This is a genomic window from Streptomyces sp. NPDC006430 (genome assembly GCF_040612395.1).
Classification (GTDB): Bacteria; Actinomycetota; Actinomycetes; order Streptomycetales; family Streptomycetaceae; genus Streptomyces.
This window is the reverse complement of the sequence record NZ_JBEXQA010000042.1, coordinates 1-23,272: the sequence shown is the minus strand read 5'-3', so window position 1 is coordinate 23,272 and position 23,272 is coordinate 1. Positions and strand designations below refer to the sequence as shown.

Below are 23,272 nucleotides of genomic sequence, written 5' to 3'. Positions count from 1 at the left end.
CGGTGACCGACGCGCAGGGGAACACGACGGCGGTCCGTTGCAATGCTGGGGGGCTTCTCGTCGAGTCTGTGGACCCGCTGGGCAACGTCACCCGCTGGGAGTACGACCCCTTTGGCCGCCCAAGTGCACTGACGGATCCCCTCGGCCACACCGTGCGCATGGAGTGGAGCGTGGAGGGCCGGCTGCTGCGCCGCACGACCCCGGCCGGCGGCTCGGAGATCTGGACGTACGACGGCGAGGGCAACTGCGTCCGGTTCACCGATGCGGAGGCGCCACCACCGAATCCGAATACGGCGACTTCGACCTGCTCACCGCCCGCACCGGCCCGGACGGGGCGCGGTACACCTTCGTCCACGATGCCGAACTTCGACTCACCGGGGTGACCAATCCGCAGGGTTTGACCTGGTCGTACATGTACGACCAGGCCGGGGGCGTGATAGGCGAGACGGACTTCGACGTGGGGACCACTGGCTACACGTATGACGCGGCGGGTCGTCTCACTGCCCGTACGACTGCCGCGGGCGAGCAGATCGTTTACACGTACAACGAACTGGGCCAGGTCGTTCGCAAGGATGCTGCCGGCGCCGTGACGACCTACGAGTACGACGTGTCGGGCAAGCCGGTCCGGATCACCGGTCCGGACTCAGAGGTCACCCGGCTGAGGGACCGTGCCGGACGGCTGTGTTCCGAGACAGTCGACGGGCGTACGCTGGCCTTCACTTATGACCAGTTGGGGCGCCGTACCGGGCGTACCACCCCCACGGGCGAGCGGGCCGAGTGGACGCATGATGCGGCTGGCCGCAGGACCGCCCTTACGACCGCGGGGCGAACGGTAACCTTCCAACGGGACGCCGCCGGCCGCATCTTGTCGCGTTCCCTGAGCGGTGGTGCGGTCCTCTCCCATACGTTCGATGAAGGTGGCCGTCTCACCGGTCAGCAGGCGACCGGCCACGACGGCCGTACCCTGCGGCGCCGCGGACATTCATACCGTGGGGACGGCGCTCCCATCGGGATCGACGACAGCCTGACCGGAACCCGCACCATCACCCTCGACGCAGCATCCCGGGTCACATCGGTGGATGCTGATGGCTGGTCCGAGCGGTACGCCTACGACGAAGTCGGCAATCAGACCTCGGCCTCATGGCCACTCTCCCGCCCCGGAGGACAGGCCCAGGGGGAGCGGGAATACGAAGGCACGCGGATTCGACGTGCCGGCTCGGTCCGCTATGAGTACGACGAGGCGGGCCGGGTCACCCTCCGCCAGAAGCCCCGTCTGTCGTGCAAGCCGACACGCGGCGGTACACGTGGGATGCCGAGGACCGGCTGACCTCGCTGATCACACCGGACGACACAACCTGGCGCTACCGATACGACCCGCTGGGCCGACGCACCTCCAAGCAACGCCTCACCGCATCCGGCGAGGTGATGGAGGAGACCTTCTTCGCCTGGGACGGCCCCGTCCTGTGTGAACAGACCACGGTCTCGTCGGACCTGCCGCACCCGGTGACGTTGACCTGGACCTATGGGGGCGCACATCCTCTGACCCAGACGGAACGCATCCACTCGGATTCCTCACAGTCCGAGATCGACAGCCGGTTCTTCTCGATCGTCACGGACCTGGTGGGCACGCCGATCGAACTGATCGACGAAGTCGGTGAGACGGCCTGGCGCACCCAGGCCACGGTATGGGGCAAGACCACATGGAACCGGGACGCGACGGCATACACCCCGTTTCGTTTACCTGGTCAGTACTTCGACCCTGAATCCGGCCCTCACCACAATGTCTTCCGGACATACGACCCGGAGACAGCCCGGTATCTCTCGCCCGATCCCCTGGGCCTGGCTCCGGCAGCCAACCCCGTGGACTACGTCCACAACCCGCACACATGGGCCGATCCGCTGGGGCTGACACCCTGCCCTGAAGATGAGCACCTGTCCCGGGGCACCACACAGACGTAAGCTGGCGGATCTGGTCTCGGTGGTGGGCCCGGGAGCGCTCGTAGTGGTCGAGTGTGATCTCGCGCCAGGGAAGGCTTTGGACGCGGCCGAACAGGCCGGGGTGGTGCTTCCTCGCGGACCATCACGCGCAGCGTGAGACCGAGCTCCGCGGCCCGCTCCCCCTCGGCGCGGCGCGCCTCCAGCTCGGTGCGCGTCATCCGGCGCCCGGTGCTACAGGCGTCGCGCAGGCACTCGGCATACCCCATCAGCTGGTCTTGCGGTGCTTCCTACTCCGTCACGCACTCCCCCGTTCTCGTCGCGTCGGCGAACCCGTTGACGCGCAATCAGGGTGCCATGGCAGCAAAGGGTCCTTCACCGGCAGCGAATGGTGGGTAAAGACTGCCGGACGACGGCAATGCGCTGCCGCGAAGCGACGGAGAGGATCAAGGAACGCCCTGTGTCGAGGAGAGCTGCGCCGTGCCCGGTATCCGGTGGTCGCTGCCGCGCGGCAGTACTGGACGCGGCAGGCATCGACCAGCGGCCACCGCAGCTCCTCCACACCATCGTCGGTTGGTGGATGGTCCGCAAGCACGGGCCGTTTGACGGTCTGCAGGGAAGAACGGTTTGAGTTGAACGGGGGCCGGTCGTGTCGGGGGACTTCACGCAGGAGTGGGGCAGCGAGAAAGCCAGGGCCGCCGATCAGGCAGCGATGCGGCTCAACGGTGTTCCGGCGGCCGACGGCGGGGGCGGAGGCACTTTCGCGTCGACCCCGGCGCAGAAGAGGTCTGCCGCGAACACCATCGAGACGGAGCTGGAGCCGAACACCAAGAAGGCCACGGAGTACGCGGACGAGAGCACCAACACCGCGGTCAAGGGATTCGAGGGCTGGGACGCGGCCGTGGGACTGAAGAAGGTGGCGGACACATGGGACCAGCAGGTGAAGGTTCTGATGGGCCGGCTCGGTTCTGAAAAGGGTTCGTTGCGCGGTGCTTCGGGCCTGTTCGTACAGAACGACCTGGGCACGGGGGACGGATTCCGCCCCCTGGGCACCCAGTCGAAACTCAACGGTCTGTAAGGGGGGACAGTGCATGTTGACGTACCACGAAGTGATGTCGACCGACCTGGGCCTGCTGACGACGGCAGCGGGCAAGTGGGATGAGATGGCGGGCGAGCTGAAGAAGGTCGAGACCCGTTACGGCGACAGTGTCCAGAAGATCACTATGGGGCCCGACTGGAGTGGCGTCAGCGTCGGCGTGGCCCACTCGAGCTTTGCCGCCACGCGGTACGAGTACTCCGCCGCGCAGATCCAGGCCAAGGCTGTCGCGAGCCTGCTGCGCGATGCCCACACCCAGTTCACCGACCTGAAGAAGCGTGTCGAGTCTGCGCGCGACGACGCGATCAAGGCGGGGATGACCGTCTCGGAGCAAGGCACGGTCGCTTTCGACTACGCCAAGCTGACTCCAGCGGAGCGCAGCGCCTACCACCACGACCCCGACGGCCAGACCACCATCCGTGACGCGGTCAACAAGTGGCAGCAGCACATCAACGACCAGGTCAAGGCCGTCTCCGAAGCCGACCACGGCGTCAAGATCGCCCTTGAGGCGGTCGTGGTGGACAGCAACAAGGACGCCTTCGGCAAGGGCAACGACGGAACCCTCAACGGCTTCAACGCCGACGCACAGGGCGACATCGAGGTCTACGAGGCCCGCAATGCCGAGGACATCGCCACCCGTATCAACAGCGGCGACAAGGTGTCAGCAGCCGACTACGCAGAGCTGGACCGATCCTTCCGCGACAACGCCAAGAGCACCGAGTTCAACCAGACCTTCCTCAACGGGATGGGCGCGCAGAACACCCTCAAGTTCACCAATCGGCTCAACGACCTCGCCTACCAAGACGACAAGAAGGGAAAGCAGACCTACCTGAACCTGGAGAAAGGTCTCGCCAACTCTCTGTCCAACGCGATGCAGGACCCGAAGTCGAAGTTCTACAAGGACTTCCGGGAGCAGCTGAAGAAGGCTGGCGTCGAAAAGTTCGACCTCAAGGAAGCCGCCGAGGGTCCCAACACGATCAGCCGCGGACACGGGCAGCAGGTCCGGGGCTATCAGAGCCTGATCACCCTCATGCAGAACGGCGACGGCTACTCGGCGCCCTTCATGCACGACCTCGCTGACGACATCCGCACGGCGGAGGACAAGAAGCGCGGAGGCAACCCGAACATCTGGGACCTGCAAGGCGACTTCAGCGGCAAGAACGGCGGATGGTTCGCCAACGACCCGCTCGACGGCCTGCTCGGCATCATGTCCAAAGACCCTGCCGCTTCAACCTCCTACCTCGACCCCGGTGCTGACCACAAGAACGACAACCTCCAGTACCTGCTGAAGGAACGCGACTGGAAGTTCGACGACACTCCGATCTGGCACGGGAACATCGAGACGCACAGCGACACCGAGAGCGAGGGCAAGGACGCCCGAACCGGTCTGGGTCTCCTCCTCGAGTCCTCGACGACCGGCCACACGCCGCTCGGCCCCAACCAGGACCCCTGGCCGGCGACCCCTCACACCGAGGGACAGGCACGCATCATGCACGACGTGATCGGCGGGCTCGGACCCGACCAGAGCGTGCACGAGAACATGCGCGAGCCCCTGGCCCGCGCCCTGGCCACGTACACCGCGGACACCCACGAGATCCTCGGCGGCCTGGACTCCAAGTACATCTCCGCTGCCGGGACCGGATACTTCCAGGACGGCGACAAGACCCACATGGCGGTCAGCCAGAAGGACCTGGTGCAGTTCATGCGCGGCCTCTCCGAGGACCCGGAAGCCTACGGAACGCTCCACAAGGCGGAGTCCCGGTACATCGACCTCTCCCTGGAAGAGATACCCAAGGGGGCGCACGGGTCTGAGCTGACCAACCCGATCAACAAGGCGGGCACGGCACTGGGCGTCATGAGTTCCATCCGGGAAGACGTGATCAACGACGGCCGGATGGCCGGGTACAGCGAGGCCGACTGGAAGTCGAAGCTCGCCTACCACGTCATCGGCGGCGCAGTGACCCCCATGTACTTCACCACGGCCGGCGGTGTATCCATCGCCTTCGGCGACTCGATCCAGCGCGGCGTCGACACCTGGGCCTGGGAGTGGGGCAACCGGATGAAGGGCGAGATCGACGCCAAGGTCAACCCCCAGATCGCGGACGAGTACCTTTCCGTGAACACCCAAGCACCGATCCTGATCCGTGAATGGGCCAACGACCGGGCGGACATCTCGGAGAGCGACATCCAGGACTACACCCGCGATGTCCTCGAAGGCCGGGTCCGCGGTACGGAGACAGCACACAAGTACCTGACCGATACGACCAACTGATCGGGCAGCGAGGCAGCGAAGTGGGGACATCGATGACGGGGAGCACAGGACGCCGAGCCGTACCGGCGAAAGCTTGGGCTGCGGCAGGAGTATGCCTGACGCTGCTGGGCGGACTCGCGGCATGGTTCCTACTCGGGCGTGAGACGTCCTCGCCCTGTAACGGCCTGGCCGGAGACACGAGGGTGCAGAAGTCGGTGGGGCAGGATGTCCACCCCGGCATGAGCTGCCCGGGACTCGGCCAGGCCATCGTCAACGCCACGGCCGGCAGCGAGCCGGGACGCCACACCCAGGCACAGGCGCAGGCGATGAAAGACGTCCTCTTCGCAGTCGGGTTCGGGCAGTCGAAGGAACTCAACCTCGATCCTGCGCTACGTGTCCCGATCGCAACCGCGCTGGTCGACTACGCCCCCGACCTGCACGAAATGCTCGCGGGCCTCGACAGCACATACGTGACCAAAGCGGACCGCAACACTGCGCCTTGGGAAGCCGGAGGAACCCACCACCTGTCAGTCCCCACCGACGTGTTCAGGAAAACCCTGCGAGCGATAGCCGAGGACCCCCACGCATACGCCCTGCTGCGGATGGCAGAGACCCGCACCGCAGCCGGGCAGCTCGCCGCCGTCCCCGCGGACGCGACCGGCTCAGAGCGCTCGCTGCCGCCGACGAAGAACGCCCGCGCTCTCGGCATCCTGGACGGCATCGCCGACGCAGCCACAAGCCAGGATGCCCAAGATGCCGCGAAATGGCATGCCACGGTTTTCGAACGCCTACTCAAAGAACAGGCAGACCAGGCGGAGCCAGCCGGTCGCCTCACCACCACGTGGCTCCAGGAACTGAAAAACACCCCCGAAGAGCAACGCGCGGAACGCCTGCGCACCCAAGGTCTTGACATGGCCCGCACCTGGGCTCAGGCCCGCAACATGGACGAACCAACCCGCCAGGACCTGCTCGCGAAAGTAGAGAAAAGCGCCCACAGCGCCCACGAGGAAGTCAAGCACTGACCCCTTCGGCTTCTATTGATCAGAAACTCAAAGAGTTCTCTTCGAGGGTGTAGCGGACGTGCGGGCCGTGGAACTAGCCGCGGCCGATGTGCGGCTGGCGCTGACGGCGGTGGAAGAACCATCGTGCCTCGCTGGCGAGTTGGGCCTGGGTATGAACTTTGCTGCTCGCGGGAAGGCGCGTTCACGGAGATCCGGTTCCCGGTCCGCCGGACGATCGGGGTGCGGCCCCGCTCGCCCCAGGTGCGGCCGCTGACCTGGTCGGAGCGGATGCCGACCTGGTCGGCGAAGAGGACCTCGCCGCCCTCGGCCTTCGCCTTCGCGCGGATCGCCGGCCAGGTCTCCTCCAGCCAGACCCGCACCGCCTCCGGGTCCTGCTCGATCGCCCGCTTGTCGGGCCACTGGAACGACAGCCCCCACCGCTTGAGGTACTTGCCCACCCCCGGCTCGGTCAGCCGCACCCGGTACAACTTCGCGATCAGTACGCCGACCTGGCCACGCGTCCACAGCTGCCCGGATAACCCAAGCTCACAAGGGCGGTGATCGAGTACCACCCGGCGAAGGGCCGCCTGCTCGGCCTCGGACAGCACCTGATGCTCGCCCACGCCCTTGCCCCGCGGGCGAGCGGTCAGCGCATCACGCCCGCCGGCCAGCCATTTCGCCCACCAGCCGTCCACCGCCTTCAGCGAGACCTTGAACACCGCCGCAACCTCCGCACGGTCGCGGCCCTCCACCAGCGCGGCCACCGCCCGCAGCCGCAACGCTTCCTGCGCCGGCGGCGACAGGTGCCGCGCGTCCCCCAGATCGCTCACACCACTACAACGACCCAGAACCCCAACCGTTTCGGATCAATAGGGACTGTGGCCGGCACCCGGATTCACTACTGTGCCCGATGTGGACACTCACGCCGGCATCGACGGCGTCACGAAGGCACTGACCGAGGCCTCGCCGGAACGCCCGGCGGCCTTCCGCGGCTGAGCACGCGCCCTGCCCGCCCGGCTAACCTGGTTCCAGGACATGGGAGTTCGGCATCACGGGGGCTGCCCGGGGCACGGGACTTAGGAGGACGGATGCTGGCCGAGTCACTGACCGCGCTCGCCGGCGCGGGCGCCACTGCGCTGATCGGAGCCATGGCCACCGACGTGTGGCAGGGGGCCCGCGGCGGGGTCGTCCGGCTCTTCGGGCGGGGCGGCGAGGCCCGCGGGGCGGCGATCGGCGCGCAGCTCGACGAGGACGCCGACCTCGTCGTCCGCGCCGAACCGGCCGGGGCGGACGAGATCCGGGCGGAGCTGCTGCCGGTGTGGCGCCGGCGGCTGCTCCTGCTGCTGGAAGAACACCCCGACTCCGAGGGCGAACTGCGCGAGCTGGTCGCCCGCATGCAGAACGGCCTGCCGACCGGGCGGCAGGTGTGGACGCAGTCGAACACCGCCCGCGACCACGGCACCCTCTTCGCCGTCCAGGGCGGCAGCCTCCACTACCACCAGGCGACCGGAGGGCGGGTACCACCGCCCGCCGACGAGGACGGCGCGGACGGGACCGGCTGACCGTGGACCTCCCCGACGAGGTCCACCAGGAGGTTCGCGCCGTCGCCGGTTTCGCCTACGGCGCGGTCGGCGCGGACATCCACGTCTTCGGCGACGGCACCCCCGTCTACCTGCTGTACGCGCGCGACACCCAAGGCGCCGCGGACGCCCTGCGGCGGGACTCCGCCTGGCTGCGCGCCCAGCCGAGCCGGATGCTCGACGCCCGCAGCGAGGTCGTGGAGTTCACCGGTCGCGAAGCCGAGCTGGCCCGGCTGCGGGAGTGGCGCGTGCAGCCCGCCCGGTTGGCCGCACGCTGGCTGCACGGACCCGGCGGTGCGGGCAAGTCCCGCCTCGCCGCCCGCTTCGCCGCCGAATGCGCCGACGCCGGCTGGCTCGTGGTCGACGCCGTACACGGCACGGACACCCACCCGCCCGCCCGGGGCAGCCAGGACCTGCGCACCGACCACCGCGCCGGGGTGTTGGTCCTCGTCGACTACGCCGACCGCTGGCCGGACGCCCACCTCAGATGGCTGTTCCACAACGGCTTGCTCCTCGGCGACCTCCCCGCACGGATCCTCCTCATCGCCCGCTCGGTGCGGCCCTGGCCCGCTCTGCGGGCGCAGCTGAGCCGCCAGGGGCGCGCGACCGACCTCTCCGACCAGCCGCTGGAACCGCTCTCCGTTCAACACGGCGGACGTGGGCGGATGTTCGAGGCCGCCCGCCGCGGCTTCGCCGCCCACTACCCGGACCCCGCCGCCCTCACTGACCTGCGCCCTGCGTACCAGGACCTCGCCCGCCCTGACTTCGGCCTCACCCTCGCCGTCCACATGGCCGCGCTCACCGCCGTCGACGCCCGGGCCGGCGGCCGGGAACCGCCCGCCGACCTCGTCGGGATGACCGCGTACCTGCTGGACCGCGAACACGACAACTGGCGCCGGGCGGGCGAACACGACACGGCCGGCAGCGGAGGCACCACCGGAGCCGAGGACGAGGACCGCCGCGCCCTCGACCTCGCGCGCACCGTCTTCACCGCCGTCCTCACCGGCCCGATGCGCCGCGACACCGCCCGCCCGCTCCTGGACCGGCTCCTGCTGCGCACCCCCGCGGACCGGGCCCTGACCGCCCACGCAGTCCACTACCCGCCCACCGACCCCGCGGCCGCCCACGTACTCGAACCGCTGCTCCCCGACCGTCTCGCCGAGGACTACCTGGCCCTCACCCTCCCCGGCAGCCCCGTAACCGGCTACCCGACCGACCTGTGGTCCGTCACCGCGACCACCCGCATCCTGCGGCGCGACGGAGGGGCCGCGCCCGCCTGGACCCCGCGTGCCCTCACCTTCCTCATCGCCGCGGGCGAACGCTGGCCGCACATCGGCCCCTCCGTGCTCTTCCCGCTGCTGCGCCGCGACCCCGCCCTCGCCGTCCGGGGCGGCGACGCGGTGCTGACCTCGATCGCCGCCCTGGACTCCGTGGACCTCGACGTGCTGGAGGCCATCGAACCCCTGCTGCCCGCGGGCGACGTACGCGTGCAGGGCGGCGCCGCGGACCTGGCCGTACGGCTCGCCACCCACCGCCTCGAAGGCGCCGCGGACGCCACGGAACGCGCCCGGCTCTCCATGGAACTGGTCACCGCCCACCTCACCGGGGGCCGCAGGGACGAGGCCCTCCCTACATGGAGGAGGCCGTACGACTCACCCGGGAGGCCGCCGAGGCGGATCCGGGGCAGCGGTCCGCCTACGCCGACGCCCTCCTCAACCTCGGTGGCCTCTTCCTGGAGGAGATCACCGCGGAGCACCGGGTCGCACTCCTCCGGCAGGCGATCGGGCTGATGCGCGGGCGCGGGGAGGACGGAGGAGGAGGAACGGGCGGGGAGGACGGCGGGCCGGCGCCGACCCTCTTGGGTGCGCTGGCCCAGGCGCACACCCGGCTGGCGCTCGCGCTCTGGGAGACCGGGGCCCGGCAGCAGGCGCATGCGGCCCTGGCGGAGGCCGAACGGCTCTTCGGCGAGGTGCTTGACCGCGACTTCTTCCTGTGGTGGTCCCTGTCCTCGGAGGTGAACCGCCTGGAGATGGTGAAGAGCTTCCTGGCGGCGAGGTCGGGGCGCCCGCAGGAGGCGGCCGAGGGTGCCGGGGAGGTGGTGGCGTACGTACGCCAGATGGCGGAGCTCAGTCCCGCGCACTTCGGAGACGACCTGGCGGAGAGCCTCGACATCCAGAGCCTGCACCTGTGGAACGCGGGGCGGTACGCCGCATCCGTCGAGGCGCTCCTGGAGGCGCTCCACCTCTACCGCCAGCTCGGCGAGGTGCGCCCCCACTACCGGGACGTCCTCGTCGCCCGCCTCGATGGCGCCGCGGCCAAGCTCATCGCGCTGGGACGGCACCCGGAGGCCGTCGCGATCGTCGAGGAGAGCCTTGCCCTGCACCGGGAGCGCCTCGCCCTCGATCCCGGCACCGCCGCGACCGCCGGGACCGTCGAAGCCGAACGCGGCGCCGTCGGCCGTGCGCTGCTCTACCTGCGGGAGCGGCGAGGCGCCGACCGTCTGCCCTGGGGCACGCCGTCGGAGATCGACGAGGCTGCCGAGCGGCTCGTACGGGACGCCGACCGCGCGGGGCTGTGGGATCTCATGCGCCGGATCCCCGTCACCGATTCGATCCGGCTCGCCCACCGCCACCGGCCCGAACACTGGGCCCCGCCGGCGGACGGCCCCGGCGGGCGCCTGGCCGCCCGGCTGACCTCGCGGCGCCACCGGCCGCAGGCCGCCGAGCGCACGGCCCGGGCCGCCGCCGGGCGGGCGGTGTGGCAACTGCCCCACCGCGGCGGCCCCGTAGCCCCGGACCGGATCTCCTTCGCTCCCGGCGCGCCGGTCATGACGAGGGAGACCTACCTGCCGCCGAGCCGGGGGCGGTCGCGCTACGAGTGCGCCACCCGCATTGACGTGTACGACCTCGTCTCCCGCTCCCGCCTATGGTCCGCCGACCACGTCAGGGTCGGCACGGAGGCCGTGACCTGCCTGGGGCCCGACGCGGTGCTCGCCCTCCGCACGGAGCTGTGGCCGGCTCCCGAGCTCGTCGTGTACCGGCCGGGCCGGGCGGAGGTCCTGGCCGGCGGCCCGGACCTCCTCGTCGGTGCCCGGACCTTCGCCACCGCCCGCGGGTTCGTCGTCCTCCTGCGGAGCGAGCCCGTGGCCCTGGTCGGCGCGGTGGGGCGACCGCTGGAGCGGATCGACATGCGGGAGCTGGGGCTGGAACGCTGCACCGTCCACGCCGTCGACCCCTCCGGGGACCGTCTCCTGCTGGCCGGCGGCCGCCGTGTGATCCTTACCGACGCGGGTCTGGCGCCGCTGATCGCCCACGGCTGGTGGGAGGTGCCCGATCAGCACGGCACGGTGGAGGCCGCCGCCTTCCTCTCCCCGGACGAGTTCGTGACCGCCGCGTCGAGCGGCGGTGTCTACCTCGTCCAACAGGACTCCGGGCACCCCATGGTGACCGCTTGGAACACGGCCGGACCCCGCCTGGAGGACCTGTTCGCCGTACCGGGGTGGCGGGTCGTCGGCGGGCGACCGCGGGGCGAGGGGACGGCGACCTCCTTCCACGACGCCGTGGGCCTCGCCGCGGTGCCGCAGCCGCGCCCGCTCACCGTGACCTCCAGGGGCGGCCCGTACACCGTGACCGCCTCACCCGGCGGCCGCCACGTGGTCCACGGGTACGCCGTCTACGACCTCGGCGACCCGCTCTCCTTCACTGGACGTCCGCTCGCCTCGCTGACTGCGGCCGACCGGGCGGCCCTGAACGCCTACCTCGACGACGGGCGGGCACCGCACGCCGCGATCCGGGAGCTCCTGGAGCTCGTACGGGATCTCGGGTCTCCCCTGTGACCGCCACCGACCGAGGAGAGTGACCGACCGCCATGTTCCGAAGGAAGCGCGCCAGGAACAGCAGCCAGGGGGATGCGGAGAACCGGGAGAACGGGCATCACGGGGTGAACCCGCCGCCGGATCCCGGGCCGCCGGCGGATCCGCTCGACCTGCGGCTGAACGAGCCCGACGACACGCCGATCCACCTGACCATGGACGCCACCATCAGGATGCGCGACGAACTCGCGGAGGCGGAGCGACGGCTGGGCGCGGACCACGAGGACGTCCTGCTGCTGCGCCACAACTACGCCTTCACCCTGTCCGTCTGGTCCGCGGCGGCTCCACCCGGGGACACGTACATGCAGGACCAGGCGATCCCCCTGCTGCTGGAGAACCTGGCCCACCAGTCGGCGGCCCTGGGCCCGCACGCCCGCGACACCCTGGTCACCCTCCAGCTGATCGGATCCGCACACCTGTCGGCGGGGCGCCCCGCCGAGGCCGTCCCCTACCTCGAACAAGCCCTGGAAGGCAGCGAATCAGGCCCCGACCGCGACGCGGAGCGGACCCTGACCTGGCGCGAGAAGCTGTCCGACGCCTACGCGGCGGCAGGCGGCACCGACCGGGCGATCGCCCTGCTGGAGGAGACCGTGGCCGGCAGCAGGCACCTCCTGCCGCCGGGCTCGGAGCAGCTGGAGGCCCGCAAGCAGAAGCTTTTCAATGCCTACCACGCGGCGGGCGGCCGGCTGCCCGCCGCGACCGCGCTGTGCCGGGAGATCGTCTCCGACAAGGAGCGCTTCTACGGACCCGACCACCTCGACACGTACATCTGGTGGGACAACCTGGCGCACCTGTACCACGACGCCCGGGACCTCGACGCGGCCGTCACCTGCTACGAACGGGCCATCGGCGGCTTCGAGCGCATCCACGGAGCTGACAGCGAAGAGATCGCCTACCGCTACCACAACCTCGCCATCGCCCACCTGGAAGCCGGCCGCCCGGAGCGGGCCCTGCCGTACCTGAAAGCTGCCCTCGCCGCGCGCGAGCACGCCCTGGGGCCGGACCACGTGGGGACGCTGGACGCGCTGATCGCCCTCATCTCGGGCTACGACCAGGCCAGGCGGATCGACGAGGCGATCGCGGCGACCGAGCGGCTGATCACCGACCTGCTGCGCATCGGCGGCCCCGCGCACCCCAAGCTCCCCGAAGTGCGCACCTACCTCGACCGGCTGAGGCAGGCCCTCGCCGAGGACCGGCCGGCCGGCTAGAACGCTCCTGAACTTGGCGTGGACGCTGAAGACACGGCCGGTCTTGGACCCCCGGGTGCAGCGGTCCTTGAGCGGGCAGGCGGCGCACAGTTTCTTGAACTGGGCCTGGCGTGCTCCGTTGGCCAGTGGCCGGCCGAGCCGTGCGGTGTGCCCGGCGGGGCAGGTGACCTGGCCCTGTTCGGTATCGACGGTGAACTCGTCGGCGGTGAAGCCGCCAGGGACGGCCGGTTTGAGCGGCGGAGGCTTCAGGACCAGGTCATGGCCCAGGTCATGGAGGTGTTCGCGCAGGTCGCCGGTGCCGTAGGCGGCATCACCCAGGGGAGCGACCAGGGCGTTCTCGGCGGCCAGGAGGTCGCGGGCGACAGCGGCCTCGTGGTTCTCCGTCCCGCTGCCGGCGGTCAGGGCGACCTCGGTGAACAGTCCCGCCTCGGGCTCGAAGGCCACATGCGCGTGGAACCCTTCCTGGTGGCGGGTCCGGTTCTTGTGGATGTGACGGGCTTCGGGGTCGACGGTGGACACCGTGCGGTCGTGGACGGTCCCCCGGGCGATGCGCCAGCGGCCGTCGCGGCCGTCGGAGTCGTCGGCGGGTTCCACGTCCTGGCCCGAGCCTCTGCCCAGGTCGACGGCGCCCCGGCCGCGTGGCAGCTGCGCCTGCGCAACGACGACGACGGCCAGGGCCTGAACGAGATGGGTGCAGCCCTCAAAGCCGGGCACGTCTACACCCTGGCCCGGGTCCGTACCAGCGAAGGCCCGGACGGCGACGTCGTCTTCGAGCGGTCCGCGGAGCGGCCGATGGGGTTGTGGGCCGAGGCCGGGCAGAACCTCCTGCGGATCGTGCCGCTGCTCGGCCCGGACGCGCCGCCGGCGGACGAAGTCGATGACCATCCCCTCGTAGCGTGGAGCCCGTGATTGCAGGGGAAGTTGGGATTCATGGGGTCCAAGAAGAAGCCGCCGTACGACGCCGATTTCCGTGAGGGCGCGGTGCGCATCGTGGTCGAGACCGGGAGGTCGGCCGGGGACGTCGCCGAGGAACTCGGCATCAACCCGGGCACCCTGCACAGCTGGGTGTCGCGGTGGCGGCGCAACGGGACGACCTGGCTCGGACCGGCCCGTACAACCGACAGCCGCCAGTGGCGGTGGCAGTGGCGGTGGCAGTGGCGGTCGGGTGCGGGAGGCCGAGCGGGCCGAGCTGGAGCGGCTGCGCCGGGAGATCAGGGAGAAGGACAAGCGGATCCGGGAGCTGGAGATGGAGCGTCATGTCTTCAAGCGATGCATGGCCCTCTGGGTGAAGTGACCGAGAACGCTCCGGAGGCGGTGGCCGCCTTCATCCGTAACCAAAGGGTCGAGCATGGCGTCCCGCACCGGGTGTCCCGCCGGGTGGTCGGGGTGAGCCAGACATGGTTCTACAAGTGGCGCCGGCGCCCTGACGAGCCGACGAAACGCGAGGTCAGGAGGGCCAGGCTGGAGGAGCGGATCATCCACTTCTTCACCGAGTCCGGCGGCACGTACGGCTCGCCGAGGATCACCTTGGACCTGTGGGCGGAGAACTGGAAGGTGTCGGTGAACACCGTCGCGGAGATCACGGCCTAGCTCGCTCTGCAGGGCCGCAAGCCGCCCAGGCGGCGGTCGCCGACCCGGCAGGGCAAGCGGAAGGCTGCCCCTGACCTGGTGAATCGCCGTTTCGACGCGGTGGCCCCGGACGTGCTCTGGTACGGGGATATGACGGAGATCGAGACCGGTGAGGGCCAGATCTATCTGGCCACGGTCCTGGATGCGTTCTCGCGCCGTTGCCTCGGCTACGCCCTGGGCGAGCACCATGACGCGGCCTTGGTCGGAGCGTCGTTGAAGATGGCCACCGCGACGCGCGGCGGCCCTCCAGCAGGATCCTCATCGGCACACTGCCATGTTCATCCCCGCTCCGGAGGGCGGCAGGGTGGGCTCGGCCGAACGGGGGTTTTGGCGTGCGGACCGGTGCCGGCGCCGCTGTTGCGGGTAGGCGGCGCGCATGAGCGGAATGAACCTCAGCAGCACCGCGTTCGACGACAAGACGGTGATCCCCCGCCGGTACAGCGGGGAGGGAGAGAACATCTCACCACCCCTGACCTGGTCGGGGGTGCCCGACGAGGCCACGGAGCTGGTGCTCCTGTGCGAGGACCCGGACGCGCCGGGGGCGACCTTCCTGCACTGGCTGGTGACCGGCATCGATCCGGGGATGACAGGTGTGGTGGAGGGCCAGAAGCCCCAGGGCGGCCTGCCCTGGCCCAACGGCTTCGGGCGCGTGGGCTGGGGAGGGCCGATGCCTCCACCGGGCCACGGGCCGCACCGGTACTTCTTCCGCGTGTACGCCCTGTCCGAGCCGCTGCCGCTGCACGACCGCCCGGGCGTCGAGGACGTGCACCGTGCCCTGAAAGGCAGGGAGCTGGCCTCGGGCACGCTGGTCGGGACCTATCAGCGCTGAGTGCGGCGCCGGTGGTAGCCGTGGGCGCCGTACATCCGGACGCGCCGGGCCGCGCAGGCCGTCCTGCGGTGTACTAGGCCGAGGGCCCGCCGCTCGTACCGCCCGGCGCGGCCCGGCGCGGTATCCCGGGGCGCCGACGCCGCCGGGCGCGCGTCCTCCTGCTGTTCGAGGCGCCAGAGCGGCCTGGTCGGCGACGGTCCAGCCGAGGCGCTCGTGGCCGAGATGCCACCACCGCCTGGCGGCTGATGATTGCAGCCGGCAGAGACGGGGCAGGCAGCTCCAATCGATCGGAGAGGCAGGGCACTCCTGATGACCGCGCCAGGCATGACCGCATTTGACGAGGTTTACCAACTTCCCGACCCGCGCGGCTATTTCACCCTGTTGTCCGAATACCGGACGCCGCATCACGCGCAGGTACCTTTCCGGCGCATCATCGAGGCTCGGCGCGCACAGCTGTCAGGCCCGGCGGAACCGTTCACGGTGTTGGACCTCTGCAGCTCGTACGGCATTAACGCGGCGCTGATCAACCATGACCTCACACTGGACGAGCTGAACGAGCACTACACCTCGGCCGAGGCCGCCAAGTTGAGCACCGACGAACTCATCGAATGGGACCGGTACTTCTATGCGGCCCGCCGCCGTCCCGACGCCGTACGGTTTCTAGGGCTCGACAAATCTGCGCCCGCCCTCTCGTACGCGCGAGCGGTCGGCCTTTTGGACGAGTGCTTCCCCGAGAACCTGGAGGCTGCGGAGCCCAGTGCCGGGTTGCTCCGCGCCGCGCGGACCATCCAGCTGATCACTCTCACCGGAGGTGCCAGCTTCCTGACCCCGCGGACCTTCCACTCGCTCCTCGGCACCGCTCCGGCGCAGGTCTGGGTAGCCGCCTTCGTGCTGCGGACCGTCTCGTACCAGGACATCGAGGCCTGCCTGGAGTCCTATGGCCTGACCACCGAAAGGGCAGAGGCCACCCATCCGCAGCGTCCCTTCACGGATCTTGCGGAGCAGCGGTACGCGATCCGCGCGGTGACCGCACTTGGCGAGGACCCTTCGGGGAAGGAGGCCGACGGATACTTCCACGCCCGGCTGCACCTGTCGCGTCCAGTGGGCGAGAAGGGGGTCGGTCTCGAGGAGTTCGTCAGTGTCTGAGCCGAGGGCCGCGGTCCGACTTCGCCCGCGCCATGTCTCGGGGCGTGGCCAGGGGTATGGCGGGCGGCAGCGTGCCGTCGAGCGTGGAGCCGTGCGCGGGCGGCTCCGGGGCAGACGGTCGCGGTCGGCGGCGGTATGCAGGGGGATCGCCTCCGGGAGGCGGAGTGTGGGGGCGACACGTCAAACCTGCGACCGCAAGCGACCGCCGTGGCCATCGTGCGCGCCGGAGTGCCGTAGGGTGGTGCTACCGACGCGGGGTGGAGCAGCTCGGTAGCTCGCTGGGCTCATAACCCAGAGGTCGCAGGTTCAAATCCTGTCCCCGCTACTGCTGGAAGAGGCCCGGATCTCATGGATCCGGGCCTCTTCTGTGTCCGGCACCAACCCAACCAAGACATCGGCATCGGTCGGACCCCTGGCCACCCTGAGCGTGCCGTTGCGTCAGCCAGGATGTGTCCTTGACCGTTTCGCGGGAGGATGCCAGGTCAGCAGACCTTTCTGCGTCGGTCCACCAGATTCAACGAACAGCTGGCGGGTTCAGTGCGCCGAAGTCGCCATGACTCTGCCGTGCTCACTCCGTGGGGGGGCGCCGGAACGTGCGGGACGGCGTTGCTCACATCCTGCGTCTGCGGTGCTGAGTGGCGGCGCTGCCGGCGCAGCCAGACCTACAGCACCAGCAGGGCAGCAGCACTCCGCAGACGCGAGGGTGAGAAACGCGGTGAAGCCGCTGATGTGACCGACCAGCCAGTCGAAGTTCTGCCCGAAGAAGCCGACCACGAAGGACAGGGGGAGAGACACGGTCGCGATGATCGTCAGCCGCTCCATCGTGGCGCTCTACCTGAGATTGATCTTGTTCTGCTCGACGGAAATCACCGCGATGTTCGCTTCCAGGACGGTGGTCAGAAGGTCTCGCTGCGCGGCGACCTCCTCGTTGACCAGCAGCAAGTGGTCGTGAACGTCGCGGAAGTAGGGCAGGAGTCCGGTCGGTGACTTGCCGGGCAGCAACCGTCGGGCGAGCACGGCGAGCAGCGGGTGCACGGCGCGGTAGAAGTCGGTGGCCTCGCGGCGGAGGGAGTAGATCCGCTCGGTCGGGGCGACCGTCCCGGAGAACACCGCGGCCTCGCTCTGTTCGATGTCGCGTTCGAGCTCCGCCACGACGGGCGCGTAGCTGTCGACGACCTGGTCGAGGATCGCCCACAGTGTCGAGACGCTGCTGGTCTGTAGCAGTTCGGGTCGGCGTTCGAGTCTCATGCGGGCGCCCGTCAGTTCGCTGGCGATGCCCTGGCGAACAGTGATCACGAAGTGCTCGGCGAGGAAGACGCTGATCTCGCCGGTATCGATCTCCTCGCGCTCATTGTCGTAGCGTGCTGTGCGCAGGATGATCAGCTCTGTGCCGTCCTCGTATTGCTCGGCCTTCGGCCGCAGGTGGAAGGCCTGGGCATCCTCGACCGCGAGATCGTGCAGTCCGAAGCTCTCACGTACGCGGGTCAATTCCTCGGGACCTGGTTCGAACATGCCCAGCCAGACGAATCCGCCCTGCTTGCAGTGGGCGGCCGCCTCCTCCAGCGGCACGGGGCCCTCGTGCTATCGGCGCCCGTCCAGGTAGTGTGCGCAGTCGACGGTCATGGTCTTCCTCCTAAGGGCCCGTAAAGAATCAAGGTGTGGGTTTCGCCTGTGGTGTGAGGGTGGCGCCGTGTGCAGTGGCGTAGACGAGGAGGCCGGCGAGGGTGGTCAGGTGTGCCGCCGCGGGTTCGAGGGTGTGCCCGTGCTGGTCCATCAGCTGCCTGATCTCGCCGGTGGCCTGGCGGATGGTGTCCTTGCTGACGGTGAACAGGCTGGCGAGCGCGGCGGGCGACAGGCCAAGGCGCTGGTGCAGCACGGTGGCCAGGACGCGGTCGGCCAGGTCCAGTTTGGCTCTGCGGCCGCCGCCCGGGGCCCGGCGTCGGGTGCCGCCGTCGCGCCGGGCGGTGCGGTCCGGGGCATGCAGCGCCTGCCAGGGAGCGGCCAAGGCCGTGGTCAGCCCGGTCAGTTCGGTGCCGGTCATGCCGGTCAGGCGGGATGCGACAGGGCCTCACGGCCGAGACTGGCGGCCGGTCCGCCGGGACCCGCGGGTTGGATGGGCTGGGGGTGCACGGTGTAGTTCCATTCGCCGTGGAAGGCGTGGCCGGTCAGCGGCACCGCGTTCAACTCGGCGTCGCTGATCTTCACCCCGGTGGGGTAGCGGCCGGGGTCCAGTTCGGCGTGGACGGTGAGCCCGGTGCGTGTGGTGGTCGCGGCGATGCTCTGCACGATGACCTCGTAGCTGGTCAGAGGGCGGCCGCGCCAGTTCATCGTGATCGCGGAGAACAGTCGGTGCTCGATCCGGTTCCATTTCGATGTGCCCGGAGGCATGTGACAGACGGTGACGGCCAGGCCGGTCTCGGCGGCGAAGGCTGCGAGTTCGGTCTTCCAGGCCCGGGTGCGGTAGCCGTTGGAGCCTCCGGCATCGGCGGTGATCAGCAGACGGGCGGCGCCGGGGTAGTCGAGGCGCCCTTGCCCGTTCCACCAGCGGCGGATCGACTCGACCGCGAACGCGGCGGTGTCGTGGTCGCATCCGATGCTGACCCAGCCGGTGTTCGCGGTGATGTCGTAAATCCCGTAGGGGGCAGCCCGGCCGAGCTCCTGATCGGGGAAGTCATGGGTGTCGACCCGCACCGGATCGCCCGTCGGCCGCCATTCGCGGCCCGCGTTCTTGAACTGGCCGACGTCCTTCTTTTTCGTGTCCACGCTGACCACCGGCCCACCGTCCGCCTGATGGTTCTTGGCCTGGTCGTTGATGTACTGGAACTGCGCATCCCTGTCGGGGTGCTGAGCACCCTCAAGGGTCTTCGCGTTGGCCTGCAGGCTGAAGCCGCTCTCCCGTAGCAGCCGACCCACGGTCGGCGCTGACACGTCACGCCCCTGCCGCGTCAGCTCCCCGGCCAGGCATCGCAGCGACTTCGTCGTCCACCGCAGCGGCGACATCGGATCGCCCCGCTCATCCGGCTCGACCAGCGCCAGCAACGCCGGAACGAGCAGCGGGTCAAGCTCCTCGGCGCTCTTGCGACCGCCGCCGTCACGGCGGACCCGGCCATCGGGCAGCGGGCCCTCACCGCCCTCCAACTCGAAGACACCCTTCCGCACCGTCGTCTCGCTCACCCCTGCCGCCCGCGCGACAGCCCGGACCCCGCCGTGCCCCAGCAGCCGGGCCTCGGTGGCCAGCGCCAGCCGTTGCTGCCGCTCATTCAGATGAGGCAACAACACCCTGAATCGCAGGGCAAGTTGGTCACGAACCTCGCTCGGCATGCGCATACCACACCAACGACAGAGAGACCGTGAAGCAACGCGTTGATTCTTTACGGGCCCTTAGCCGCGTTCATCAACCTCCGTGTCCTGAACCCCTAACACGAACACTGGCGGCGCGGCATCGAGGCCGCCGTCATCTACGCCCGCGAGCACGGCGACCTCAAGGTGCCGTTCACGTTCCGCGTCCCAGCCGCCGAAGACGCCGAGAAGCCTGGGTGGCCGGCCTCGCTCGCCTCGTTCCCGCTCGAGCAGTGGACCGCCGACGCCCGCCGCTTCTTCAACCACGGCGACATGGACGAGGAGCGCGTCGCCCAGCTGGAGAAACTCGGCATGGAGTTCGAGCAGACCTTCATGTTCTACCTGCCGCGGATCTGCGAACACTGCCTCAACCCGTCCTGCGCGGCCTCCTGCCCCTCCGGCGCCATCTACAAGCGGGAAGAGGACGGCATCGTCCTGGTCGACCAGGACCGCTGCCGCGGCTGGCGGATGTGCGTGACCGGCTGTCCCTACAAGAAGGTCTACTTCAACCACCGCACCGGCAAGGCCGAGAAGTGCACGCTCTGCTTCCCGCGCGTCGAGGTCGGCCTGCCCACAGGCTGCTCCGAGACCTGCGTCGGCCGGCTGCGCTACATCGGCCTCGTCCTCTACGACGCCGACAAGGTGCTGGAGGCCGCCTCCACCCCGAACGACACCGATCTGTACGAAGCCCAGCCTGGCGTCTTCCTCGACCCGAACGCCCCAGAGGTCGTGCGCGATGCGGAGAAGGCGGGCATCCCCCGGGACTGGATCGAGGCCGCCCAGCGCTCCCCGATCCACGCGCTGATCAACACGTACAAGGTGGCCCTGCCGCTGCACCCGGAGTACCGCACCCTGCCCATGGTCTGGTACATCCCCCCGCTTTCCCCGGTCGTCGACGCCGTCCGCGACACCGGCAAGGACGCCGAGGACCACCGCAACCTCTTCGCCGCCGTCGACGCCCTACGCATCCCCGTCGACTACCTCGCCCAGCTGTTCACCGCCGGCGACCCCGCCCCCGTCGACGCGGTCCTGCGCCGCCTGGCGGCCATGCGCGCCTACATGCGCGACATCAACCTCGGCCGCGAGCCGAACGCCGCGATCCCGGAGGCGGTCGGGATGGGAGAGGAGCAGATGTACGACATGTACAGGCTCCTGGCGCTGGCCAAGTACGACGAGCGGTACGTTATCCCGCCGGCGCACGCCGAACAGGCACACCAGCTGGAGGAACTGGCCACCGAGTGCAGCCTGGACTACGAGGGCGGCCCCGGCATGGGCGGCTCGGGCCCCTTCGGTGAGAGCTCCGGCGGCGCCGCACCCATCGCGGTGGAGAACTTCCAAGCCCTGCGCGACCGCCAGACCTCCGACACCCCCGCCACTCCCACCGACAAGGCCCACCCGCGTCAACCTGCTCATCTGGGACGGCAAGGGCGCCCCGCCCGGCCTGTTCCCGGACAAACCATCCGGCGGTGGCAGCGGTGCCACCGGGGGCAGTGGCGGGCAGGTCGAGCCGAAGCCATGAAAAGGAAGACGACGCGCGCAGCCCGCACCCAGCCCTGGCACTCCCACGTCTGGCAGGCCCAGTCCCTGCTGCTCGCCTACCCCGACCAACGGTTCGATCAGCGCCTGGCCCTGGCCGGCCGGGTCGCCTCCACCCTGCCGGAACCGGTCGCCCGCCCCCTGCTCCACTTCACTGCACATGCGGGGCAGAGCGCCACCACCGACCTGGCCACCGCCTACGTCGCCACCTTCGACCACCGCAAACGCTTCTGCCCGTACCTGACGTACTACGCCCACGGCGACACCTGAAAGCGCGGCGTCGCCATGCTGCAGCTGAAGCAGACATACGCGGCGGCCGGATGGCGCCTCGGCGACGACGAACTGCCCGACCACCTCGCCGTCGTCCTCGAGTTCGCCGCAGCAGACCCGGAAGCCGGACACCGTCTGCTCACCGAACACCGCGCCGGCCTGGAACTTCTGCGCCTGGCCCTGACCGACGACGGCTCCCCCTGGGCGCACGTCCTGGACTCCGTCTCCGCCACCCTGCCCCCGCTCGCCGGCGACGAGAGAGAAGCCGTCATGCGCCTCGCCGCCCAGGGCCCGCCCGAGGAACAGGTCGGTCTCGACCCGTACGCGTCTCCTGTGTTCCTGCCCGACCCCGTCGTAGGAGGTCCCCGATGACCGCACCCGCGCAGTACTTCACCCTCGCGGCCGAGACGGGCACCGGCGGCATCCTGCTCTGGGTCGTCCTGCCCTACCTCGCCCTTGCGGTCTTCGTTCTCGGTCACGTCTGGCGATACCGCTACGACAAGTTCGGCTGGACCACCCGCTCCTCCCAGCTCTACGAGAAGCGGCTGCTGCACATGGGCAGCCCGCTGTTCCACTTCGGCATCCTCGTTGTGCTCCTTGGCCATATCGGCGGCCTCGTCATCCCCGAGAGCTGGACCGATGGGGCCGGGATCAGCGAGCACATGTACCACGTCGGCGCGGTCGTTCTCGGCACGATCGCCGGCGGCGCCACCCTCGGCGGGCTCGCCATTCTGATCTACCGCCGCCGCACGGTCGGCCCGGTCTTCTCCGCCACCACCCGCAACGACAAGGCCATGTACGTCTCCCTGACGGTGACCATCGTGCTCGGCCTGTCCGCCACGGTGGTCGCGAACATCATCGGTGGAGGGTACAACTACCGCGAAACCATCTCCCCCTGGTTCCGCTCCATCTTCTACTTCCAGCCCGACCCGGCCCTGATGGCCGGAGCCCCGGTGCTGTTCCAGCTCCACGCGATCAGCGCGCTACTGCTGTTCGCGGCCTGGCCCTTCACCCGGCTCGTACACATGCTCACGGCCCCGCTGGGCTATCTGACCCGCCCCTACATCGTCTACCGCAGCCGCGACACGCAGCTCGGCGCCCGAAGCCCCCACCGCGGCTGGGAGCGCATCGGGTAGTTCAACGCCCCGCACGAGCGAAGGCCGCGAGCTCGGGTGTGGCAGCGCGTCCAGGGAGTACGGGGAGTTCACCGGGCCCGTCGAGCGCAAGGCCTCCATGCCGCCCTCGCGCCAGGCACGACGCCAGCGCTCCACCGACCGCACGCTCACCCGCAGCTCTTTCGCGATCAACGCGGTCTTCCCACCCGCCGCGAACCTCTCGCCTGCCTGGAGCCGGATCCCCTCACGAAACGCCCGACGCTCAGCGGTCAGGCCCCCACCCTCCGGATACCTCACCCACCGGCATACCGAAGGGATCACCAACCATCACGACCCGAGACAACCCGAAAACCTCAGTAACAAAGCACTACTAGCCTCGATCTTTCGTGACGGTCCGTCGGATTCTCCGGCGGGCCGTTTCGGGGTTGTGTGCTGGTCGTGGGTAGGCCGGTGGCCCGGCTGTCGC

General features: G+C 69.6%; 16 protein-coding genes, 1 tRNA gene and 8 pseudogenes. 20 read left to right on the top strand and 5 right to left on the bottom strand.

The window, feature by feature from the left end; translation table 11 throughout:
• Positions 1-2: 2 nt before the first annotated feature.
• The 7 genes and pseudogenes from ABZZ20_RS33345 to ABZZ20_RS33315 form a co-directional block, all read left to right on the top strand.
• Positions 3-101: pseudogene (locus ABZZ20_RS33345) on the top strand (hypothetical protein); the annotation flags it as partial.
• Between the two features lie 57 nt (positions 102-158).
• Entirely contained in the window at positions 159-383 is a 225-nt protein-coding gene (locus ABZZ20_RS33340) for an RHS repeat domain-containing protein (protein ID WP_356876188.1), read from the top strand.
• Positions 380-1,327: a hypothetical protein gene (locus tag ABZZ20_RS33335; RefSeq protein WP_356876150.1), complete on the top strand. Its 948-nt coding sequence runs from the start codon at positions 380-382 to the stop codon at positions 1,325-1,327. The genes ABZZ20_RS33340 and ABZZ20_RS33335 overlap by 4 nt, the downstream gene beginning before the upstream one ends.
• On the top strand, positions 1,279-1,959 hold the full coding sequence (locus ABZZ20_RS33330; protein ID WP_356876148.1) for an RHS repeat-associated core domain-containing protein: 681 nt from the start codon (positions 1,279-1,281) through the stop codon (positions 1,957-1,959). The genes ABZZ20_RS33335 and ABZZ20_RS33330 overlap by 49 nt, the downstream gene beginning before the upstream one ends.
• A gap of 625 nt (positions 1,960-2,584) precedes the next feature.
• A complete protein-coding gene (locus tag ABZZ20_RS33325) occupies positions 2,585-3,013 on the top strand; it encodes a hypothetical protein (protein WP_356876146.1) in 429 nt (142 codons plus the stop codon).
• 13 nt (positions 3,014-3,026) lie between these two features.
• Positions 3,027-5,303: a hypothetical protein gene (locus ABZZ20_RS33320; RefSeq protein ID WP_356876144.1), complete on the top strand. Its 2,277-nt coding sequence runs from the start codon at positions 3,027-3,029 to the stop codon at positions 5,301-5,303.
• Positions 5,304-5,485: 182 nt separating this feature from the next.
• Positions 5,486-6,304, top strand: coding sequence for a hypothetical protein (locus ABZZ20_RS33315; protein WP_356876142.1), 819 nt, complete (start codon positions 5,486-5,488; stop codon positions 6,302-6,304).
• A 73-nt stretch (positions 6,305-6,377) separates the two neighbouring features.
• On the opposite strand, the pseudogene ABZZ20_RS33310 reads toward ABZZ20_RS33315, so the two are convergent.
• Positions 6,378-7,056, bottom strand: a pseudogene (locus tag ABZZ20_RS33310) (IS630 family transposase).
• Positions 7,057-7,371: 315 nt separating this feature from the next.
• Here ABZZ20_RS33310 and ABZZ20_RS33305 point away from each other — a divergent pair.
• The 3 genes from ABZZ20_RS33305 to ABZZ20_RS33295 all read left to right on the top strand — a co-directional run bounded on the left by ABZZ20_RS33305 (position 7,372) and on the right by ABZZ20_RS33295 (position 12,942).
• Positions 7,372-7,845 carry a hypothetical protein gene (locus tag ABZZ20_RS33305; protein WP_356876140.1) on the top strand — a complete coding sequence of 158 codons (474 nt, stop codon included), beginning with the start codon at positions 7,372-7,374 and terminating at the stop codon, positions 7,843-7,845.
• Between the two features lie 1,651 nt (positions 7,846-9,496).
• Positions 9,497-11,698, top strand: coding sequence for a hypothetical protein (locus ABZZ20_RS33300; RefSeq protein WP_356876138.1), 2,202 nt, complete (start codon positions 9,497-9,499; stop codon positions 11,696-11,698).
• Between the two features lie 32 nt (positions 11,699-11,730).
• On the top strand, positions 11,731-12,942 hold the full coding sequence (locus ABZZ20_RS33295; RefSeq protein ID WP_356876136.1) for a tetratricopeptide repeat protein: 1,212 nt from the start codon (positions 11,731-11,733) through the stop codon (positions 12,940-12,942).
• A gap of 150 nt (positions 12,943-13,092) precedes the next feature.
• Here ABZZ20_RS33295 and ABZZ20_RS33290 read toward each other — a convergent pair.
• A pseudogene (locus ABZZ20_RS33290) lies at positions 13,093-13,548 on the bottom strand (transposase); the annotation flags it as partial.
• A 324-nt stretch (positions 13,549-13,872) separates the two neighbouring features.
• Here ABZZ20_RS33290 and ABZZ20_RS33285 point away from each other — a divergent pair.
• From ABZZ20_RS33285 to ABZZ20_RS33255, 7 genes and pseudogenes are all read left to right on the top strand, one after another.
• Positions 13,873-13,962: pseudogene (locus ABZZ20_RS33285) on the top strand (transposase); the annotation flags it as partial.
• A 145-nt stretch (positions 13,963-14,107) separates the two neighbouring features.
• A complete protein-coding gene (locus tag ABZZ20_RS33280) occupies positions 14,108-14,236 on the top strand; it encodes a hypothetical protein (RefSeq protein WP_356876192.1) in 129 nt (42 codons plus the stop codon).
• The gene (locus ABZZ20_RS33275) at positions 14,233-14,532 is read left to right on the top strand and encodes an IS3 family transposase (RefSeq protein ID WP_356876186.1); all 300 of its coding nucleotides are present in this window, start codon (positions 14,233-14,235) and stop codon (positions 14,530-14,532) included. Before ABZZ20_RS33280 ends, ABZZ20_RS33275 begins: the two co-directional genes overlap by 4 nt.
• 78 nt (positions 14,533-14,610) lie before the next feature.
• A pseudogene (locus tag ABZZ20_RS33270) lies at positions 14,611-14,808 on the top strand (DDE-type integrase/transposase/recombinase); the annotation flags it as partial.
• A gap of 139 nt (positions 14,809-14,947) precedes the next feature.
• Positions 14,948-15,400 (top strand): YbhB/YbcL family Raf kinase inhibitor-like protein, encoded by a 453-nt coding sequence (locus tag ABZZ20_RS33265; RefSeq protein WP_356876134.1) that lies wholly within the window; start codon positions 14,948-14,950, stop codon positions 15,398-15,400.
• A gap of 324 nt (positions 15,401-15,724) precedes the next feature.
• A complete protein-coding gene (locus ABZZ20_RS33260) occupies positions 15,725-16,546 on the top strand; it encodes a hypothetical protein (protein ID WP_356876132.1) in 822 nt (273 codons plus the stop codon).
• A gap of 251 nt (positions 16,547-16,797) precedes the next feature.
• A tRNA-Met gene (locus ABZZ20_RS33255) sits at positions 16,798-16,871 on the top strand.
• 209 nt (positions 16,872-17,080) lie between these two features.
• Here the strand turns inward: ABZZ20_RS33255 and ABZZ20_RS33250 are convergent.
• Together ABZZ20_RS33250 and ABZZ20_RS33245 are read right to left on the bottom strand one after the other, a co-directional pair.
• Positions 17,081-18,115: pseudogene (locus tag ABZZ20_RS33250) on the bottom strand (CorA family divalent cation transporter).
• Positions 18,116-18,197: 82 nt separating this feature from the next.
• Positions 18,198-19,873 (bottom strand): annotated as a pseudogene (locus ABZZ20_RS33245) (ISAzo13 family transposase).
• Positions 19,874-19,987: 114 nt separating this feature from the next.
• Between ABZZ20_RS33245 and ABZZ20_RS33240 the strand changes: the two are divergent.
• From ABZZ20_RS33240 to narI, 3 genes are read left to right on the top strand one after another with little or no spacing between them, the layout of a single operon-like run.
• Positions 19,988-21,691, top strand: a complete 1,704-nt coding sequence (locus ABZZ20_RS33240; protein WP_356876184.1) for a 4Fe-4S dicluster domain-containing protein — start codon at positions 19,988-19,990, stop codon at positions 21,689-21,691.
• A gap of 15 nt (positions 21,692-21,706) precedes the next feature.
• Positions 21,707-22,063 carry a molecular chaperone TorD family protein gene (locus tag ABZZ20_RS33235; protein WP_356876130.1) on the top strand — a complete coding sequence of 119 codons (357 nt, stop codon included), beginning with the start codon at positions 21,707-21,709 and terminating at the stop codon, positions 22,061-22,063.
• A complete protein-coding gene (gene narI / locus ABZZ20_RS33230) occupies positions 22,060-22,827 on the top strand; it encodes a respiratory nitrate reductase subunit gamma (protein ID WP_356876128.1) in 768 nt (255 codons plus the stop codon). Before ABZZ20_RS33235 ends, narI begins: the two co-directional genes overlap by 4 nt.
• An 84-nt stretch (positions 22,828-22,911) precedes the next feature.
• Here the strand turns inward: narI and ABZZ20_RS33225 are convergent.
• Positions 22,912-23,103, bottom strand: a pseudogene (locus ABZZ20_RS33225) (helix-turn-helix domain-containing protein); the annotation flags it as partial.
• Between the last annotated feature and the right edge of the window lie 169 nt (positions 23,104-23,272).

Bases quoted from the DNA above. Each gene is read 5' to 3' on its own strand.
- ABZZ20_RS33340 (WP_356876188.1), top strand. From the start codon at position 159: ATGGAGTGGAGCGTGGAGGGCCGGCTGCTGCGCCGCACGACCCCGGCC.
- ABZZ20_RS33320 (WP_356876144.1), top strand. From the start codon at position 3,027: ATGTTGACGTACCACGAAGTGATGTCGACCGACCTGGGCCTGCTGACG.
- ABZZ20_RS33305 (WP_356876140.1), top strand. From the start codon at position 7,372: ATGCTGGCCGAGTCACTGACCGCGCTCGCCGGCGCGGGCGCCACTGCG.
- ABZZ20_RS33300 (WP_356876138.1), top strand. From the start codon at position 9,497: ATGGAGGAGGCCGTACGACTCACCCGGGAGGCCGCCGAGGCGGATCCG.
- ABZZ20_RS33295 (WP_356876136.1), top strand. From the start codon at position 11,731: ATGTTCCGAAGGAAGCGCGCCAGGAACAGCAGCCAGGGGGATGCGGAG.
- ABZZ20_RS33265 (WP_356876134.1), top strand. From the start codon at position 14,948: ATGAGCGGAATGAACCTCAGCAGCACCGCGTTCGACGACAAGACGGTG.
- ABZZ20_RS33260 (WP_356876132.1), top strand. From the start codon at position 15,725: ATGACCGCATTTGACGAGGTTTACCAACTTCCCGACCCGCGCGGCTAT.
- ABZZ20_RS33235 (WP_356876130.1), top strand. From the start codon at position 21,707: ATGCTGCAGCTGAAGCAGACATACGCGGCGGCCGGATGGCGCCTCGGC.
- narI (WP_356876128.1), top strand. From the start codon at position 22,060: ATGACCGCACCCGCGCAGTACTTCACCCTCGCGGCCGAGACGGGCACC.